This is a genomic window from Pseudomonas sp. P9_31 (assembly GCF_034008235.1).
GTDB lineage: Bacteria > Pseudomonadota > Gammaproteobacteria > Pseudomonadales > Pseudomonadaceae > Aquipseudomonas.
The window spans coordinates 6,037,298-6,054,441 of sequence record NZ_CP125375.1 but is presented as its reverse complement, the minus strand read 5'-3'; the positions used below and the strand labels follow the sequence as shown (position 1 = coordinate 6,054,441).

The following is a 17,144-nucleotide window of genomic DNA, read 5'->3' as shown; positions in this document are numbered from 1 at the left end:
CGGGTGTTTCTTTAATCTATAATTCCAACCAGTTTTGTAGGGACATGGACGTTCTAATGCCAGCCACATATCGCGATGCCTTGCGTGCAGCGCTGCTCTATCTGGTGCTTTCCGTAGCCTGGTTCCAGTTTAGTGGTTATTTATTGAACAGTTTCTTCGATAACTCCACCGACCTGCTGCGCTGGCAACTGATCAACGGTTATGCCTGGGTGGCCTTCAGTGCCGGGTTGATCTTTATGGCGCGGGCACGATTGTTTCGCTGCCTGGGTGTCGGCGCCAGATTGCGCGAGCGCAAAGCAGATCGGGAACGTTTGCGTCAGGCGGCCGCGGTGTTCGATTGCACCCGCGAAGGGGTGCTGGTCACCAATAGCAAAGGGCTGATCGTCCATGTGAACCGGGCGTTCATGGAGATCACCGGCTACCAGTGTGAGGAAGTGCTGGGGCAGCAACCGAGCATGTTCAAGTCGGGCCATCACCCACCGGGTTTCTACCAGGCGATGTTCGCGACACTCGACAGCCTCGGCGAGTGGAGCGGGGAAATCTGGAATCGTCGCAAAAGCGGCGAGATTTACCCGCAATGGCAGACGATTCGCCTCATTCCCGACGATCAGGGGCGGCTCAGTCAGTACGTTGCAGTATTTTCCGACATCAGCGCGATCAAGAACTCCGAGCATGAACTGACGCACCTGGCCCACCACGATCCGCTGACCGATCTGCCCAATCGCCTGCTGTTTACCGACCGTGCCGAGCAGGCCGTGGCCTCGGCGCAGGCCCATAAGCGCGGTTGTGCGTTGCTGATGATCGATCTGGATCACTTCAAGTTGATCAACGACAGCCTCGGTCACAACGTCGGTGACCAACTGCTCAAAGCCGTGGCCCAGCGTCTGCAAGGCACATTCGACCCGGGCATCACCCTGGCGCGGCTCAGTGGCGACGAATTTGCGGTGTTGGCTGAAGATTGCCCGCAACCGGGGCCTGCCGCGGCGCTGGCTCAGCGGGTCATCGATGGCCTCAAGGAGCCGTTTCAGATCGACGGGCATCCGTTGTTCATCAATGCCAGCATCGGCATCGGTCTGTTCCCCAGCGATGCCTTGAGCGCCGAGCAACTGTTGCGCAACGCCGACTCGGCGCTGTTCAAGGCCAAGAGCGCCGGTCGCGACGGCTATGCCCTCTATACCGAAGAATTGACCACGCATGCCCAGCAGCGCGTCGAGATTGCGTTCGAATTGCGCCGGGCGCTGGAGCAGCAGGAGTTGCGTGTCTATTACCAGCCCGTGCATGACCTCAAAACCAGTCGCCTGATCGGCGTCGAGGCGCTGGTGCGCTGGGAGCATCCGCAGCGCGGGCTGGTGTCGCCGGCTGAATTCATCCCCATTGCCGAACGCACCGGGCTGATTGCCGAGATCGATGCCTGGGTCATGCGCCAGGCCTGTCAGCAAATGTGCCAGTGGCAGGCGACAGGCGTGCTGCTTTCGTTTGTCGCGGTGAACGTTTCTTCTCGCCTGTTCGCCCGCCGCGAGTTGTATCAGCAGGTGGCTCAGGTGCTGCACGACACCGGGCTGGATCCGGCGTATCTGGAGCTGGAAGTCACCGAAAGCGCGGTGATGGAGGACCCGGAAGTGGCGCTGGAGCAGATGCATCGCTTGCGTGAGTTGGGCGTGCGGCTGGCCATCGATGACTTCGGCACGGGTTATTCGTCGTTGCTGCGACTCAAGCGGTTGCCGGTGCAAAAGCTCAAGATCGATCAGGGATTTGTCGCAGGCTTGCCGGGTGATGAGGATGACGCGGCGATCGTGCGGGTGATCATTGCCCTGGCGCAGAGCATGGGGATGCAAGTGCATGCCGAGGGGATCGAGCAGATCGAGCAGGCGGGTTTCCTGCTCGAGCACGACTGCGATCTGGGGCAGGGGTATTGGTTTGGGCGGCCAGTACCGGAGGCCGCGTTGGATTGGGCTCGGGCGCCAGTGATTTCCTGAAAGCGAAAAGATCGCAGCCTTCGGCGGCTCCTGCAAGGGATCGGCGTACACCTGTAGGAGCTGCCGAAGGCTGCGATCTTTTGATCTTCAAGCCACTCATGCTCAGCAAATCCTTGCTTCATCAAATAATGTCTTCTGGTTATATAAACATTCTTAAATAGTCTTTTTAAGAATATCTGCACCTATCTACTATTGCCCTCACGCCGTACGCAGTGCCCGCCACTGCCAGGCATATCTCATTAAAGGAGCAGCACCATGAGCGCATCCCTACGTAGTGTTGACGGGCAGGACGAAGCCACCATTTTGCGTGAGATCCAGAGCGCCTTGCGCGATCTGCGCTTTGGCGCAGTGGAAATCACCGTGCACAACGCCCAGGTGGTTCAGATCGAACGCAAAGAGAAATTCCGTTTGCAGAATCCGGGCAACAAACCGAGCTGAAGCGAAAGATCAAAAGATCGCAGCCTTCGGCAGCTCCTACGCGCCTGTGGGCGCCGCCGCAGGCTGCGATCTTTTCAAACAGGCAACCCGATTCCAGAAATCCATAAGAAAAGCCAACACACCAAGAATTCCAGGAGCTTTCACCATGTCGTCGATTCGCCATTTTGCCTTGGCCGCCCTGGCCAGTGCCCTTTTTGCGGGTTCCGCGGTTGCCAAGGATTACGAATTGCTCAACGTGTCGTATGACCCGACCCGTGAGCTGTATCAGGACTACAACGCCGAGTTCATTAACTTCTGGAAGAAAGACCACGCTGGCGACAACGTGAAGATCCAACAGTCCCACGGTGGTTCGGGTAAACAGGCTCGCGCCGTAATCGACGGTCTGCGGGCCGACGTGGTGACCCTGGCCCTGGCCGGGGATATCGACGAAATCGCCAAGCTCGGCAAGAGCCTGCCGGCTGACTGGCAGAAGCGTCTGCCGGAGGCGAGCACACCTTACACCTCGACCATTGTGTTCCTGGTGCGCAAGGGCAACCCGAAAGGTATCAAGGACTGGGGTGACCTGACCAAGAATGGCGTGGAAGTCATCACTCCGAACCCGAAAACATCCGGCGGCGCGCGCTGGAACTTCCTCGCGGCCTGGGCCTATGGCCTGAAAGCCAACGGCGGTAACGAAGCCAAGGCCAAAGAGTACGTACAGACCCTGTTCAAACACGTGCCTGTGCTGGACACCGGTGCTCGCGGTTCGACCATCACCTTCGTCAACAACGGTCAGGGCGACGTGCTGCTGGCCTGGGAAAACGAAGCCTTCCTGGCCTTGAAAGAAGACGGTGGCGCCGACAAGTTCGACATCGTTGTACCGTCGCTGTCGATTCTTGCCGAACCACCGGTGGCCGTGGTCGATAAAAACGCTGAGAAAAAGGGCAACAGCGAGCTCGCCGAAGCGTACCTCAAGCACCTGTACAGCCCGGCCGGCCAGGAAATTGCGGCGAAAAACTTCTATCGTCCACGTGACAAGGACGTAGCCGCCAAATACGCCAGGCGGTTCCCGACACTGGAGCTGGTGACCATCGACAAGGACTTCGGCGGCTGGAAAACCGCGCAACCGAAATTCTTCAATGACGGTGGCGTGTTCGACCAGATTTATCAGGCGCAGTAACCTGAAATGGATTAGTCAATGGACCTGATTCCAGTCAGTTAAGGTGCTGAACCTGTGGGAGCGAGCCTGCTCGCGATGACGGCGGTACATTCAGCATAAATGTTGGTTGGCCCGCCGCTATCGCGAGCAGGCTCGCTCCCACAGGGGCTGCGGTGTCCAAATCCTTAACTGGCTGGCATTAGCCAACAGGCCCCGATTTCACTGTCGGGGCTTAGCGCGTTCTCAACCAAGGACTTTTATGTCGCGTCGTATCTCCCCCGTCATACCCGGCTTCGGGCTGACGCTGGGCTACACCTTGGTGTACCTCAGCCTGATTGTGCTCATTCCACTGGCGGCGATGTTCGTGCATGCCGCTCAACTGACCTGGGACCAGTTCTGGGCGATCATCTCGGCGCCACGGGTGCTGGCGGCGTTGAAGCTGAGCTTCGGCACCGCGCTGTACGCCGCGATCATCAACGGCGTGATCGGCACGCTGCTGGCCTGGGTGCTGGTGCGCTACACCTTCCCGGGGCGCAAAGTCATCGACGCGATGATCGACCTGCCCTTTGCTTTGCCCACTGCGGTGGCCGGTATCGCGCTGACCGCGCTGTACACCCCCACCGGGCTGGTGGGGCAGTTCGCGGCGGACTTGGGTTTCAAGATCGCGTATACCCCCCTCGGCATCACCCTGGCGCTGACTTTTGTGACGCTTCCATTCGTGGTACGTACGGTACAGCCTGTACTGGCTGATATCCCGCGTGAAGTGGAGGAGGCGGCGGCTTGCCTGGGGGCGAAACCGTTACAGGTTTTTCGCCATATTCTGGTGCCGGCGCTGCTGCCAGCCTGGCTCACCGGTTTCGCTTTGGCCTTTGCCCGCGGGGTCGGCGAGTACGGTTCGGTGATTTTCATCGCCGGCAATATGCCAATGAAAACCGAAATTCTGCCGCTGCTGATCATGGTCAAACTCGACCAGTACGATTACACCGGCGCCACCTCCATTGGTGTACTGATGCTGGTGGTTTCCTTTGTCCTGTTACTGCTGATCAACTTGTTGCAGCGGCGCATCGAAACCCCATAAGGAGGCGCGAAAAATGTCCCAATCGTCTATTGCAGCGGCCTCCTCGAACGCCGCCCGCCGTGGCAGTGCCTCGTCGCGGCGAATCCTGATCGGCCTCGGCTGGCTGATTTTTGCGCTGTTTTTGCTGTTGCCGCTGTTCATCGTGGTATCCCAGGGTCTGAAACTGGGCCTGGGGGCGTTCTTCACGGCGATTTTTGAGCCGGACGCTTTGTCGGCGTTGAAACTCACTGTGATTGCGGTGCTGATCTCGGTGCCGCTGAACCTGGTGTTCGGTGTCAGCGCGGCGTGGTGCGTGAGCAAATACTCGTTCCGTGGCAAGAGCATGCTGGTGACCCTGATCGACCTGCCGTTCTCGGTATCGCCGGTGATCGCGGGTCTGGTCTACGTGTTGATGTTCGGCGCCCAGGGCCTGTTCGGCCCGTGGTTGCAGGATCACGACATCCAGATCGTCTTCGCCTTGCCGGGTATCGTGCTGGCGACGATTTTCGTCACCGTGCCGTTCGTGGCCCGTGAGCTGATCCCGCTGATGCAGGAACAAGGCACCCAGGAAGAAGAGGCCGCGCGCCTGCTCGGGGCCAATGGCTGGCAGATGTTCTGGCACGTTACCGTCCCCAATATCAAATGGGGCCTGATTTATGGCGTGGTGCTGTGCACGGCCCGGGCGATGGGTGAGTTCGGTGCGGTGTCGGTGGTTTCCGGGCACATTCGCGGGGTGACCAACACCTTGCCGTTGCACGTCGAGATTCTCTACAACGAATACAACCACGTGGCCGCGTTCGCCGTGGCGAGCCTGTTGCTGATCCTGGCGCTCTTCATCCTGCTGCTCAAGCAGTGGAGCGAAAACCGTATTAACCGCCTGCGCGCCAGCGCCGCGGAGGAATAGTCATGTCGATCGAAGTGCGTAACGTCAGCAAGAACTTCCACGCGTTCAAGGCGCTGGACAACATCAGCCTGGACATTCAAAGCGGCGAGCTGGTGGCGCTGCTGGGGCCGTCCGGCTGCGGCAAGACCACGTTGCTGCGAATCATCGCCGGCCTCGAAACCCCGGATCAGGGCAGCATCGTGTTCCATGGCGAAGACGTCTCCGGCCACGACGTGCGTGATCGCAACGTCGGTTTCGTGTTCCAGCACTACGCCCTGTTCCGCCACATGACGGTGTTCGACAACGTCGCGTTCGGCCTGCGCATGAAGCCGAAAAACCAGCGTCCGAACGAGAGCCAGATCGCGGTGAAAGTCCACGAACTGCTGAACATGGTGCAGCTGGACTGGTTGGCGGATCGCTACCCGGAACAACTCTCCGGCGGCCAGCGTCAGCGCATCGCGTTGGCCCGCGCCTTGGCGGTGGAGCCAAAGGTTTTGCTGCTCGACGAACCTTTCGGCGCACTCGACGCCAAGGTCCGTAAAGAACTGCGTCGCTGGCTCGCGCGGCTGCACGAAGACATCAACCTGACCTCGGTGTTCGTGACCCATGACCAGGAAGAGGCGATGGAAGTCGCCGACCGTATCGTGGTGATGAACAAGGGCGTGATCGAGCAGATCGGCTCACCGGGCGACGTCTACGAAAACCCGGCCAGCGATTTCGTCTATCACTTCCTCGGCGATTCGAACCGTCTGCATTTGGGTGAAGATCGGCACGTTCTGTTCCGTCCACACGAAGTGTCGCTGTCGCGTCATGAACTGGAAGACCACCACGCCGCTGAAGTGCGGGATATTCGTCCGTTGGGCGCCACCACGCGGGTGACGCTGAAGGTCGAAGGCCAGAGCGAGTTGATTGAAGCCGAAGTGGTGAAGGATCACGACAGCCTGGTTGGATTGGCGAAGGGTGAGACGTTGTTCTTCAAGCCGAAGGTCTGGCAGAAAGTCGCCAACCTTTAAAAGCAAAAGCTTCGCGAGCAGGCTCGCTCCCACAGTGATTTGTGTCGTTCACAAATCCCCTGTGGGAGCGAGCCTGCTCGCGATGGCGTCTTACGTTGCTGCGTTTTTCTGACGCAAACGCACACCGCCCACCCGCGCCTCGATCTGCTCTTTCAGCTCATGCCGCAACCCCAGTAAAAACGCCAACTCAACCACCACAAACAACGGCCCGACAATCAACCCCGTCACATCATCGACAAACGCCGGTTTGCGTCCCTCGTAATGATGGCCGACAAACTGAATCGCCCAGCCCACCACAAACATCCCGATCCCGCTGGCCAGCCAGACCAGCATACTTTGCTGCGCGAGAACCAGGCCCGCCCAAATGCACAGACCGAGCAGCGCGGTCATCAACGCCCCAAGACGCACCTCCAGGCGCAGGTAAAACCACGCCGATGCCATTGCGACCAGCACCGCCGGCGAAACCCAGCCTCCGCCCCATTGAGGCCGTGACAGCAACACCGCGACCGCCACGACGATCAGCGGAATACCCACGAAATGGCTGGCGATATTGCGTGGGTCACGGTGGTAGGCGGCGTATTGACTGAGATGGTCAACGAGGCTTTTCATTGTTATTCCTCCTGTAGGGTGATTGATGATGCCCCGGGTTCATCTCTCACTCTGTCAACCAGGCGACAATCTCCAGGAGTTTTCATGGACATGCAGGTTTGGCGTTCGCGTCTGATGACGGGGCAGTGGTTCAGTCATTTACCTGTTCCCTTGCAGGATAGTCTGCTGGCCGCCGCCCGAGTGCGGCGGCTGTCGCCGGGGCAGCGGTTGTTCAAGCGCGGCGATCCCCCGTGCGGGTTGTACGCGGTGCTCGAAGGTTCGGTGCGCATCGGCGCGGTGAGCGAGCAGGGCAAGGAAGCGTTGCTGAGCCTGGTGGAACCGCCGCACTGGTTCGGTGAAATCTGCCTGTTCGACGGTCAGCCGCGAACCCATGATGCCTACGCCGTTGGCCAGTGCAGCCTGTTGCACATCCCGCAAACGGCGCTGCTGGCCTTGCTCGACAAACACCCGGTGTACTGGCGGCAACTGGCGTTGCTGATGAGCCACAAACTGCGCCTGACCTTCATCAACCTTGAGCAACTGAGTCTGATGCCGGCCCCGGCGCGCCTGGCCCATCGCTTGCTGATGATCGCCGAGGGCTATGGCGAAATCGACCCGCCACGCCGTGTTCTGCAACTGCCCCAGGAGCAACTGGCGTCGATGCTGTCACTGTCGCGCCAGACCACCAACCAGATACTCAAGGATTTGCAGGGGCAAGGTATTCTGAATCTGAAATATGGCGAGATCGAGATTCTGGATGCGCAGCGATTGCGGGCGTTGGCGTTGGTTTGAAAAAAAGATCGCCACGGTATTGGTGGGCTTTGTCCGCGAACGCGCCTAGCCTGTGACGACGATAATCGAGGTGTGCCATGCGTGTGCTGTTAGTGGAAGACGAACCCGAGACCGCCAGGCTCCTGGCCAAAGGCCTGAGCGAAGCGAGTTACGCGGTGGATGTGGCGCTCAATGGCATGGACGGCCGGCGTTTTATCGAATCTGGCGAATACGAGCTGATCATCCTCGACGTGATGCTGCCGGGGCTCAACGGCTGGCAGTTGCAGCAGCAGATCCGCAAGCTTGGCGATACGCCGGTGCTGTTCCTCACCACCACGGACGGCATCGAGGATCGCCTGCGCGGGCTGGAGCTGCATGAGGATGATTACCTGCTTAAGCCGTTTGCCGTCAGTGAGCTGGTGAAGCGGGTGCGCAAGCTGTTGCGGCGCGATCGCGGGCGCTGAAGGTTATGCGGTGTCTGAGCAATCGCCATCGCGAGCAGGCTCGCTCCCACATTTGATCCTTGGTGAACACAATATTGATAAACAATGAAGATCCAGTGTGGGAGCGAGCCTGCTCGCGAAGAGGCCGGAAAACCCAGCACACCTTGCTGATCTATCACCGCAACCCATCCCGAAACTGCCCCGGCGTCATTCCGGTCCAGCGTTTGAACGCACGACTGAAGCTGCTGGTATCGGCGAACCCCAGCAGGTAACTGACCTCGCTCAACGAACACTGTGGGTCGCGCAGGTGCAGCAGCGCCAGGTTCTCCCGGCTTTCATTGAGCAGCGTATCGAACCGACAACCTTCATCCGCCAGGTGCCGTTGCAGGCTGCGTAGACTCAAGTGCAGCGCTTGGGCGATGCAATCGGCCGACGGTTCGCCTTCGGGCAATTGCTCTTCAATGGCGTCGCGAACCTTGCGCTCCCAGGTCAGGGGCTTGAGTTGCGCGAGGGTGCGTTTGAGCACGGTTTCGTTGTGTTCGGCGAGTTCCGGGTTGGCGTCGTCCAGGTGGCTGTCGAAATCCACCAGAGCGAATTCCAGTCGGTCTTCATCGGCGTTGAAATACACCGGCGAGCGGAACACCTTGTGCCATTGATGCGGGTCGGCAGGTTCCGGGCGGCGCAGGTACACCGCCAGTGGCGCGTAGTCACGGCCCAGGCGATTGCGGCAGGTGCGCACGTAAATCGCCGCGAAGGCATCGATGGCTTCGAAGGCAGGCGCGGGGTTGCCTTGGGGGATTTTCAGGCGGAAACGATAGCGATCCTCGGTTCGGGTCAACTCCAGGTCCAGCGCATCGCTGACCACCTGGTGATAACGCACGATGCGCTCGAACACTTCCCGCAGGCTGCCGCTGGCCACCAACGCATAACCCAGCGCATGAAAGGTGGTGGGGCTGACGAAACGCGACACCCGCAAGCCAATCGCGGGGTCGCCACTGACCTGCACCGCGATTTCCCACAGGCGCGTGGTGCCGGACAACGGGTAACGGGCGTTCGGGTCGTCCATCAACTGCGGGTCGAGCCCCGCCTGTTGGCACAGGGCGGTGCTGTCGAGGCCCAGCGCGTCGAGCTGCTTGCGCAGGGCGCGGGTCCAGCTGGCGAGGGAGGTCGGTTCAGTCATGTTGATTGGCGCGTCCGGTCAACAGGTTGGCGTTCACGGCTACCACTCTGTAAAGCATCACAGGGCAGGATGCGAACATCAATAACCAGAGGATGGAAGCATGGACGGTACTTCTGCAAGTCCCCAGCGACTGAATGCAGCACAACGATCAGCGCATATTCGCCAAGTGGTGCTGGCCAAGGGCGTCGAATTGCGTCAGCGCTACCCGATTCTCAACCATCAGGACGCCTTGGGCGCGGGCATTCTGGCCTTTGCCCTGGCCGGGATGATCGGTTCGGCAGCGCTGTACATCACCGGGTACATGGCCTGGTGGGCATGCCTGTTGCTCAACGCGTTTTTCGCCTCGCTGACCCACGAGCTGGAGCATGATCTGATCCACAGCATGTACTTTCGCAAGCAACGCGTGCCGCACAACTTGATGATGGGCCTGGTCTGGCTGGCGCGGCCGAGCACGATCAACCCGTGGATCCGCCGCCATTTGCACCTCAACCACCACAAGGTGTCCGGCACCGAAGCCGACATGGAAGAGCGGGCGATCACCAACGGTGAGCCTTGGGGAGTCGCACGCCTGTTGATGGTCGGCGACAACGTGATGTCGGCATTCGTCCGCATGCTGCGGGCCAAGACCCGGGCGCACAAGCTCAGCATCCTCAAGCGTTCTCTGAAGGTTTACGCACCGCTGGCGCTGGTGCATTGGGGGGCGTGGTACGTGTTTCTCGGTTTTCACGCCGCCAACGGCATCGCACATCTGTTGGGAACGCCCATCGAATGGTCGGCGACTACGTTGGCGGTGATGCAAGTGATCGACATCGCTGTGGTGGTGATCATCGGCCCGAACGTGTTGCGCACGTTCTGCCTGCACTTTGTCAGCTCGAACATGCACTACTACGGTGATGTGGAGCCGGGCAATGTGCTCCAGCAGACCCAGGTGCTGAACCCTTGGTGGATGTGGCCATTGCAAGCGTTCTGCTTCAACTTCGGCAGCAGCCACGGGATCCATCATTTTGTGGTGAAAGAGCCGTTTTACATCCGCCAGATGACCGTGCCGGTTGCGCATGAGGTGATGCGTGAGATGGGGGTGCGGTTCAATGATTTCGGGACGTTCGGGCGGGCGAACCGGTTTGTTCGCAAGGAAGCCATAGGGTCGCAGGAGGTGCGTGCCGCTCGGGTTTGATCGATGTGCCCGGAAACTCAAACGCTGGTCATCAATTTGACCCAAAGGAACGTTACGTTGTGACGCAAGCAGCGATGGCTTGGATGCATCGTAATGATTGGCATATGTGTTTTTGATCTAATAAAGTAATTAAATATTCCTTTATCGGATAACCGTTTCAGCCAATCATTCACATCCCAGCGATGTGGTTCGCGCTAACCGATTTTGAGTTTCCGGGGCCGTCTCCTTGGCAGGGTGCGGCCCCTTTTTTTGCCCGGGATTTGGTAAGTGGACACGAAATCCCTGTGGGAGCAACTGTGGGAGCGGGCTTGCCCGCGATGGCGTCAGACCAGTCAATATCATCAGTGACTGATACATCGCTATCGCGGGCAAGCCCGTTCCCACAGGTGATCAGCTTTATATTCTATATTGATCTTAATAAATATCTTCTTATTCCTTAACGAATATAACTCACCTCCCTATACTCAGTCAGGAACAGACACGCAGCAGGAGAGCTCCCCCATGCACAACGAATCAATTCGCTACCTGATTGTGCCGGGCTGGCAAGGATCGCCAGAAGATCATTGGCAAACCCATTGGCAGAACAGCCTGCCCAACAGTGCACGGGTGGAGCAGGCCGATTGGCTGACGCCTCGTCGCGAAGACTGGGTCGCGGCGTTGGCCGAGGCGATTGCCGCCGACAGCACGCCAGTGATTCTGATCGCCCATAGCCTGGGTTGCATCACCGTCGCCCATTGGGCGGCCACTGCGCCGTTGCAATTTTTGCGTCAGGTGCGCGGTGCCTTGCTGGTCGCGCCAGCGGACGTCGAGCGCCCGGCCTGCTCGCCGGCCTTGCGCAACTTCGCGCCGATCCCGACGCATTTATTGCCGTTCCCGAGCCAGGTCGTCAGCTCTGACAACGACGCCGCCGTGAGCGCGCCACGAGCGCTTGAACTGGCGCGCCAGTGGGGCGCCGAGGCGGGGATTTTATCGGGGGCCGGGCACATCAATGTGAAGTCCGGTCACCGGCGCTGGGAGCAGGGTTTTGCGTACCTCTATCGTCTGCAAAACCGCATGGAACAGCACGCCCTGCGTCGGGCTTGAACCTTTTCTTTTTTCCTTTTTTTAGAATCGGCCCCCGCCTCCCGGCGGTTTGGGCGGGAGTCTGCCATGAGTTTGCATGAAGCCTTCGGTCAGCCGCTGCTGACCTTTCCCGACGCGGAAAAAAGCCCGCTGAGCATTCGCGCCAAAGCGTTGGTGTTCGTTGATCCGCGTTCCCGGCAGTTGCGCCAGGAACTGGAACAATTGGCGCCACGTTCGATCTCGGTGTTGATTCGCGGTGAAACCGGCAGCGGTAAAGAACTGTTGGCCCGGCACATCCATCGCGCCAGTGATCGCGGCGGGTTGTTCGTGTCAGTCAATTGCGGGGCGATCAGCCCGACCTACGCCGACGCTGAACTGTTCGGCTATGCCGCTGGCAGTTACAGCGGTTCGGCCAGCAGTCGTGCCGGGTGGTTCGGTTCGGCCAACGGCGGCACCTTGTACCTGGATGAGATCGGCGACCTGCCGTTGCCGATCCAGATCAAGTTGCTTGCGGCCCTGGAAAACCACGAAGTCACCCGCGTCGGTGCTCACCAGCCGAGCCCGGTGGACGTACGTCTGGTGGCGGCCACCAGCATCGATCTGGCCCAGGCGGTGGCTGCCGGGAAATTCCATGAGCGGCTCTATCACTACCTCAGCGAAGGCCAGCTCGAACTGCCGGCCTTGCGTGAGCGGGTGGGCGATATTTTGTCGCTGGCCGAATACTTCCTCGGCATCTACAGCCAACGCCTCGACCTGCCGGTGCCATTGATCAGCGAAGCCGCGCAGCAGGTGTTGGAGCAGCACAGTTGGCCGGGCAATACCCGGGAACTGGAGAACGTCATTCACTTTGCGTTGCTGGTGAGTACCGGCGACGAGATTTTGCCGGAGCATTTGAATCTGCCTGAGGCGCCGGCGTCGCTGGTGACGATCGAGCAGCAACTCAAACACATTCTCGGCAACGGCACTGCCGCCGAGAGAGAGGCCTTGAAACAACTGCTCAAAGACGCCGGACTGTTGTAGGCGCGAAGCGCAATCCATGTGGGAGCGGTTGTATGAACAAAATGGAATATGAAAGTGAATAAAAGATATTGTTCGGGAATAAAAAATCCCGGTATTGTCCGCGTCACGCCAGCGATAGCACTTCAATGGCACCTAACTATTTAGCCGTCGTCGATGACGACCGTGATTTTCGATAAGGACACTGCATGAAAAAGGTTCTGTTGTTCACCGCATTGGCGGCTGCCCTGACTGCGGGCCTGGCCCAGGCTGGCGAGAAACTGGTGGTGGCGGCGACCCCGGTTCCACATGCCGAGATTCTGGAACTGATCAAGCCGACCCTCGCCAAAGAAGGCGTGGACCTGGAGATCAAAGTCTTCACCGACTACGTTCAGCCGAACGTGCAGGTCGACCAGAAGCATCTGGACGCCAACTACTTCCAGACCCTGCCGTACCTGAAAAACTTCAATGAAGGCAAAGGCACTAATCTGGTGACCGTGATCGGTGTACACGTCGAACCGTTCGGCGGTTACTCGAGGAAAGTCAAAAGCCTGGCTGAGCTGAAAGACGGCGCAACCATCGCCATCCCGAACGAAGGCAGCAACAGTGGCCGTGCCCTGATCCTGCTGCAGAAGGCTGGCCTGATCGAGTTGAAAGACCCGAAAAACGCCGTGGCCACACCGAAAGACATCGCCAAGAACCCGCATAACTTCAAGTTCAAGGAACTGGAATCGGCCATGCTGCCGCGTGTTCTGGATCAGGTCGACCTGGACATGATCAACACCAACTACGCGCTGGACGCAGGTCTGAACCCGGCTAAAGACGCGCTGGTGATCGAAGGTGCCGATTCGCCTTACGTGAACTTCCTGGTGGCTCGTCCAGACAACAAGGACAGTGTCGCCATCCAGAAACTGGCCAAGGCCCTGACCAGCCCGGAAGTGAAGGCGTTCATCGAGAAGAAATACAGCGGCGCGGTCCTGCCGGCGTTCTGATTGATCGCTGCATCAAACCCTTCAAGGTTTCAAACGTCGACGGCTGATACAGCGTCGGCGTTTTTTATTGCTTTAAGATTTCAGGCCACCCGCGCCTTCAATGCCTTGCGCAACGCCACCAGCAATTTCACGATGTCCTGCGGATCCAGCCGCTGTGACACTTTTACGTTAGCCATTTTCTCTTCCTTGTGATGGTTCGGCCGGGGAAGTCTGGCCAAAAGCTGTCCGTCCTTGGAGGGGCATTTTGAAAAAAAGATCCTTCCTACAGCGCAAAGAAAAATAGTCGTCTTCCACGACTGCCGCAAATCCACGGGATAGGTTTTTGCGTGATATCAATATGCTTTAACGGTATTTAAATTCTTCTTTTTATACCTTTAGAGTCGGTGCCTGCCGGGTGGTTATCCACTGCCCATGGACTGCGCCATCGTCGCTTACCGAGCGGCGTACAGGGATGTTCAATGACTTTCGATTACGCTTTTATCCTCAGCACTCTGCCGGCATTTCTCAAAGCCGTGGGCGTGACGCTGCAGGTCGGCTTGATCGCCATCGGCACTTCGTTGCTGGTGGCGCTGATCAACGCGACGATTCTGGTGTTCCGCACGCCTTACCTGCAGCGCCTGGTCGGGTTGTACGTGGAGCTGGCGCGCAACACCCCACTGCTGATCCAGCTGTTCTTCGTTTACTTTGCCTTGCCGGCCCTGGGCATCAAAGTCTCGGGCTTCGCGGCGGCGATCATCACCATGACTTTTCTCGGCGGTGCCTACCTCACGGAAGTATTGCGCGCCGGCGTGGATGCGGTGCCCCAGGCGCAACTCGAGTCCGGCCGCTCCATCGGCTTGTCCCACGGGCAATTGCTGCGCTACGTGATCCTGCCGCAAGCCGGCATCCTCAGCCTGCCGTCGCTGTTCGCCAATTTCATTTTTCTGCTCAAGGAAACCACCGTGGTCTCGGCGGTGGCGGTGCCGGAGATTCTCTACACCACCAAGAGCTACATCGCGCTCTATTACAAAACCTACGAAATGCTCGCCGTGCTGACGCTGATCTGCGTGCTGCTGTTTTTGCCGTTGTCGCTGCTGCTCAGCCGTCTGGAAAGGAGGCTCCAGCATGGCCAGTTCGGGTCTTGAATTGCTCTGGGTGTCGTTGCCGCAATTGGGCAAGGGCGCTGCGCAAACCCTGTCGATCTCTTTCCTGAGCATCGCCATCAGCACCATCGGCGGCGTGCTCTACGGCGTGTTGTGCACGCTGAATTCGAAATGGCTGAACGCGCTTCTGCGGGTCTATCTGGAACTGTTCCGGGCGATCCCGGTGCTGGTCTGGCTATATTTGCTGTTCTTCGGCTTGCCGATCTTTTTTGGGTTGAGCATTCCGAGCTTCTGGTGCGCGGTGCTGGTGTTGTCGCTGTGGGGCGCCAGCGAAGTCGGGGAAGTGGTGCGCGGTGCGTTGCATTCGTTGCCTCGCGGGCAGCGTGAGGCGGGGTTGTCGATTGGGCTGGATGGCCCGCAACTCTATGGCTACGTGCTGCTGCCGCAAGCCCTGAAGCGCATGACGCCGCCGACCATCAACGTCTACACGCGCATCATCAAGACCAGCTCCCTGGCGGTGCTGATCGGCGTGGTGGACGTGATCAAAGTCGGCCAACAGATCATCGAACGCACCTACGAATCAGTGCTGATATACGGCACGCTTTTCCTGTTTTTCTTTTTCATCTGCTACCCGCTCTCGGCCGCCTCGCGCGTGCTGGAGCGGCGCTGGACGCAAGCATGAGTGCATTGATCGAGTTCAAGGGTTTCAACAAGTTTTTCGGCGAGCAGCAGGTGCTCAATGGCATCGACCTGAAGGTGAAACCGGGCGAAGTGATCGTCATCCTCGGCCCCAGCGGCTGTGGCAAAAGCACCTTGCTGCGTTGCCTCAACGGCCTGGAAGTCGCCCACGGCGGCAGCTTGAATTTTGCCGGGCGCGAGTTGCTGGACAAGGGCACTGACTGGCGCGAAGTGCGTCAGCAGATCGGCATGGTGTTCCAGAGTTATCACCTGTTCCCGCACATGAGTGTGCTCGACAACTTGTTGCTCGGCCCGCTCAAGGTGCAGAAACGCGATCGCCGTGAAGCCCGTGCCCAGGCCGAAGCCTTGCTGGAACGCGTAGGCCTGCTGGACAAGCGCGATGCCTTCCCGCGCCAGCTCTCCGGCGGCCAACAGCAACGCATCGCCGTCGTCCGTTCGCTGTGCATGAACCCCAAGGTCATGCTCTTTGACGAAGTCACCGCCGCCCTCGACCCGGAGATGGTCAAGGAGGTGCTCGAAGTGATTCAGGGCCTGGCCCGCGAGGGCATGACGCTGCTGATTGTCACCCACGAAATGGCCTTCGCCCGCGCCGTGGCTGATCGCATCGTGTTCATGGATGCCGGGCGCATTCTTGAGCAACACCCCCCCGAGATTTTCTTTACGAACCCGCAAACCGCACGAGCGCAGCAGTTCCTGGAGAAGTTCTCCTACGTCGCCGCACTACCTAAAACGACTCAAACAAAGGAATTGGAACTGCCATGAAAACTGCCAAGTCTTCTCTGCTGCTACTCCCGCTGTTCAGCCTGGCGCTGCTGGCCGGCTGCAACAAAACCGAAGAACCGGTGAAGCCGAAAGTCGCCAGCGTCAGCACCGCACCGGCCGGTTACCTGGAAAAAATCAAAGCCCGGGACAAGCTGATTGTCGGCGTGTTCACCGACAAACCGCCGTTCGGTTTTGTCGATGAAGCCGGGCGCTACGTGGGGTTCGATACCGACATCGGCCGCCAATTCGCCAAGGATCTGTTGGGCGATGAGAACAAGGTCGAGTTCGTGGCGGTGGAGCCGGCGAGCCGGATACCGTTCCTGCAAAGCGACAAGGTCGACCTGATCCTGGCCAACATGACCGTTACTCCGGAACGCAAGGAAGCAGTGGACTTCACCAATCCGAATTTGAAAGTCGCGGTTCAGGCGTTGGTGCCTCAGGCAAGCTCGGTGAAGAGCCTCGATGACCTGGCGACCCGCACCACCATCGTCACCACGGGCACCACGGCGGATATCTGGCTGACCAAGAACCACCCGGACTGGAAACTGCTGAAGTTCGAGAAAAACTCCGAGTCCCTGCAAGCCCTGGCCAATGGTCGCGGCGATGCTTATGCACAGGACAATCTGGTGCTGTTCAGCTGGGCCAAGCAGAACCCGGGCTACCGCGTACTGGAGGAAAAACTGGGTGCCGAAGCACCGATTGCGCCGGCGGTGAAGAAGGGCAATATCGAACTGCGTGATTGGGTGAATGCGGAGTTGGCCAAGTTGGGCGAGGAGAAGTTTTTGCTCAAGCTGTACGACCAGTATGTGCGTAAAGAATTGAGCGATGACACCAAGCCTGAGAGCGTGATTGTCGAGGGTGGGAAGTGGCAGGGGTGAGTCTCTGAGCTA

At 59.0% G+C, this 17,144-nt stretch carries 18 protein-coding genes; 16 read left to right on the top strand and 2 right to left on the bottom strand.

What is annotated here, in order from left to right; translation table 11 throughout:
• The first annotated feature begins 56 nt into the window (after positions 1-56).
• The 6 genes from dibA (at position 57) to QMK51_RS27295 (ending at position 6,505) form a co-directional block, all read left to right on the top strand.
• Complete coding sequence (gene dibA / locus QMK51_RS27320) at positions 57-1,976, top strand: phosphodiesterase DibA (protein ID WP_320392604.1); 1,920 nt, start codon at positions 57-59, stop codon at positions 1,974-1,976.
• Between the two features lie 255 nt (positions 1,977-2,231).
• Positions 2,232-2,414: a sulfur starvation response protein OscA gene (oscA, locus tag QMK51_RS27315; protein WP_007941032.1), complete on the top strand. Its 183-nt coding sequence runs from the start codon at positions 2,232-2,234 to the stop codon at positions 2,412-2,414.
• Positions 2,415-2,559: 145 nt separating this feature from the next.
• A complete protein-coding gene (locus tag QMK51_RS27310; protein ID WP_320392603.1) occupies positions 2,560-3,573 on the top strand; it encodes a sulfate ABC transporter substrate-binding protein in 1,014 nt (337 codons plus the stop codon).
• A 238-nt stretch (positions 3,574-3,811) separates the two neighbouring features.
• Positions 3,812-4,630: a sulfate ABC transporter permease subunit CysT gene (cysT, locus tag QMK51_RS27305; RefSeq protein ID WP_258671906.1), complete on the top strand. Its 819-nt coding sequence runs from the start codon at positions 3,812-3,814 to the stop codon at positions 4,628-4,630.
• A 13-nt stretch (positions 4,631-4,643) separates the two neighbouring features.
• Entirely contained in the window at positions 4,644-5,513 is an 870-nt protein-coding gene (gene cysW, locus QMK51_RS27300) for a sulfate ABC transporter permease subunit CysW (protein ID WP_258698089.1), read from the top strand.
• Between the two features lie 2 nt (positions 5,514-5,515).
• Positions 5,516-6,505, top strand: coding sequence for a sulfate/molybdate ABC transporter ATP-binding protein (locus QMK51_RS27295; RefSeq protein ID WP_050682815.1), 990 nt, complete (start codon positions 5,516-5,518; stop codon positions 6,503-6,505).
• A 90-nt stretch (positions 6,506-6,595) separates the two neighbouring features.
• Here the strand turns inward: QMK51_RS27295 and QMK51_RS27290 are convergent, their stop codons facing one another.
• Positions 6,596-7,114, bottom strand: a complete 519-nt coding sequence (locus tag QMK51_RS27290; protein ID WP_320392602.1) for a DUF962 domain-containing protein — start codon at positions 7,112-7,114, stop codon at positions 6,596-6,598.
• 84 nt (positions 7,115-7,198) lie between these two features.
• Between QMK51_RS27290 and QMK51_RS27285 the strand changes: the two genes are divergently transcribed.
• Together QMK51_RS27285 and QMK51_RS27280 are read left to right on the top strand one after the other, a co-directional pair.
• Positions 7,199-7,885: a Crp/Fnr family transcriptional regulator gene (locus QMK51_RS27285; protein ID WP_320392601.1), complete on the top strand. Its 687-nt coding sequence runs from the start codon at positions 7,199-7,201 to the stop codon at positions 7,883-7,885.
• Between the two features lie 77 nt (positions 7,886-7,962).
• Positions 7,963-8,328 (top strand): response regulator, encoded by a 366-nt coding sequence (locus QMK51_RS27280; RefSeq protein ID WP_320392600.1) that lies wholly within the window; start codon positions 7,963-7,965, stop codon positions 8,326-8,328.
• A gap of 154 nt (positions 8,329-8,482) precedes the next feature.
• Here QMK51_RS27280 and QMK51_RS27275 read toward each other — a convergent pair whose 3' ends face one another.
• Positions 8,483-9,487 (bottom strand): AraC family transcriptional regulator, encoded by a 1,005-nt coding sequence (locus QMK51_RS27275; RefSeq protein WP_320392599.1) that lies wholly within the window; start codon positions 9,485-9,487, stop codon positions 8,483-8,485.
• A gap of 100 nt (positions 9,488-9,587) precedes the next feature.
• Here QMK51_RS27275 and QMK51_RS27270 point away from each other — a divergent pair, with 100 nt between their 5' ends.
• The 8 genes from QMK51_RS27270 to QMK51_RS27235 all read left to right on the top strand — a co-directional run bounded on the left by QMK51_RS27270 (position 9,588) and on the right by QMK51_RS27235 (position 17,132).
• On the top strand, positions 9,588-10,661 hold the full coding sequence (locus tag QMK51_RS27270) for a fatty acid desaturase (RefSeq protein ID WP_320392598.1): 1,074 nt from the start codon (positions 9,588-9,590) through the stop codon (positions 10,659-10,661).
• Positions 10,662-11,162: 501 nt separating this feature from the next.
• Positions 11,163-11,744: an alpha/beta hydrolase gene (locus QMK51_RS27265; RefSeq protein WP_320392597.1), complete on the top strand. Its 582-nt coding sequence runs from the start codon at positions 11,163-11,165 to the stop codon at positions 11,742-11,744.
• Positions 11,745-11,810: 66 nt separating this feature from the next.
• Positions 11,811-12,743, top strand: coding sequence for a sigma 54-interacting transcriptional regulator (locus tag QMK51_RS27260; RefSeq protein ID WP_258698083.1), 933 nt, complete (start codon positions 11,811-11,813; stop codon positions 12,741-12,743).
• A gap of 185 nt (positions 12,744-12,928) precedes the next feature.
• Entirely contained in the window at positions 12,929-13,711 is a 783-nt protein-coding gene (locus QMK51_RS27255) for a MetQ/NlpA family ABC transporter substrate-binding protein (protein ID WP_320392596.1), read from the top strand.
• A 458-nt stretch (positions 13,712-14,169) separates the two neighbouring features.
• On the top strand, positions 14,170-14,835 hold the full coding sequence (locus tag QMK51_RS27250; RefSeq protein WP_258698081.1) for an amino acid ABC transporter permease: 666 nt from the start codon (positions 14,170-14,172) through the stop codon (positions 14,833-14,835).
• Positions 14,816-15,475 (top strand): amino acid ABC transporter permease, encoded by a 660-nt coding sequence (locus QMK51_RS27245; protein WP_258698080.1) that lies wholly within the window; start codon positions 14,816-14,818, stop codon positions 15,473-15,475. The genes QMK51_RS27250 and QMK51_RS27245 overlap by 20 nt, the downstream gene beginning before the upstream one ends.
• Complete coding sequence (locus QMK51_RS27240; RefSeq protein ID WP_320392595.1) at positions 15,472-16,254, top strand: amino acid ABC transporter ATP-binding protein; 783 nt, start codon at positions 15,472-15,474, stop codon at positions 16,252-16,254. Before QMK51_RS27245 ends, QMK51_RS27240 begins: the two co-directional genes overlap by 4 nt.
• A complete protein-coding gene (locus QMK51_RS27235; RefSeq protein ID WP_320392594.1) occupies positions 16,251-17,132 on the top strand; it encodes a transporter substrate-binding domain-containing protein in 882 nt (293 codons plus the stop codon). Before QMK51_RS27240 ends, QMK51_RS27235 begins: the two co-directional genes overlap by 4 nt.
• Positions 17,133-17,144 lie beyond the last annotated feature (12 nt).

Bases quoted from the DNA above. Each gene is read 5' to 3' on its own strand.
- dibA (WP_320392604.1), top strand. From the start codon at position 57: ATGCCAGCCACATATCGCGATGCCTTGCGTGCAGCGCTGCTCTATCTG.
- oscA (WP_007941032.1), top strand. From the start codon at position 2,232: ATGAGCGCATCCCTACGTAGTGTTGACGGGCAGGACGAAGCCACCATT.
- QMK51_RS27310 (WP_320392603.1), top strand. From the start codon at position 2,560: ATGTCGTCGATTCGCCATTTTGCCTTGGCCGCCCTGGCCAGTGCCCTT.
- cysT (WP_258671906.1), top strand. From the start codon at position 3,812: ATGTCGCGTCGTATCTCCCCCGTCATACCCGGCTTCGGGCTGACGCTG.
- cysW (WP_258698089.1), top strand. From the start codon at position 4,644: ATGTCCCAATCGTCTATTGCAGCGGCCTCCTCGAACGCCGCCCGCCGT.
- QMK51_RS27295 (WP_050682815.1), top strand. From the start codon at position 5,516: ATGTCGATCGAAGTGCGTAACGTCAGCAAGAACTTCCACGCGTTCAAG.
- QMK51_RS27290 (WP_320392602.1), bottom strand. From the start codon at position 7,114: ATGAAAAGCCTCGTTGACCATCTCAGTCAATACGCCGCCTACCACCGT.
- QMK51_RS27285 (WP_320392601.1), top strand. From the start codon at position 7,199: ATGGACATGCAGGTTTGGCGTTCGCGTCTGATGACGGGGCAGTGGTTC.
- QMK51_RS27280 (WP_320392600.1), top strand. From the start codon at position 7,963: ATGCGTGTGCTGTTAGTGGAAGACGAACCCGAGACCGCCAGGCTCCTG.
- QMK51_RS27275 (WP_320392599.1), bottom strand. From the start codon at position 9,487: ATGACTGAACCGACCTCCCTCGCCAGCTGGACCCGCGCCCTGCGCAAG.
- QMK51_RS27270 (WP_320392598.1), top strand. From the start codon at position 9,588: ATGGACGGTACTTCTGCAAGTCCCCAGCGACTGAATGCAGCACAACGA.
- QMK51_RS27265 (WP_320392597.1), top strand. From the start codon at position 11,163: ATGCACAACGAATCAATTCGCTACCTGATTGTGCCGGGCTGGCAAGGA.
- QMK51_RS27260 (WP_258698083.1), top strand. From the start codon at position 11,811: ATGAGTTTGCATGAAGCCTTCGGTCAGCCGCTGCTGACCTTTCCCGAC.
- QMK51_RS27255 (WP_320392596.1), top strand. From the start codon at position 12,929: ATGAAAAAGGTTCTGTTGTTCACCGCATTGGCGGCTGCCCTGACTGCG.
- QMK51_RS27250 (WP_258698081.1), top strand. From the start codon at position 14,170: ATGACTTTCGATTACGCTTTTATCCTCAGCACTCTGCCGGCATTTCTC.
- QMK51_RS27245 (WP_258698080.1), top strand. From the start codon at position 14,816: ATGGCCAGTTCGGGTCTTGAATTGCTCTGGGTGTCGTTGCCGCAATTG.
- QMK51_RS27240 (WP_320392595.1), top strand. From the start codon at position 15,472: ATGAGTGCATTGATCGAGTTCAAGGGTTTCAACAAGTTTTTCGGCGAG.
- QMK51_RS27235 (WP_320392594.1), top strand. From the start codon at position 16,251: ATGAAAACTGCCAAGTCTTCTCTGCTGCTACTCCCGCTGTTCAGCCTG.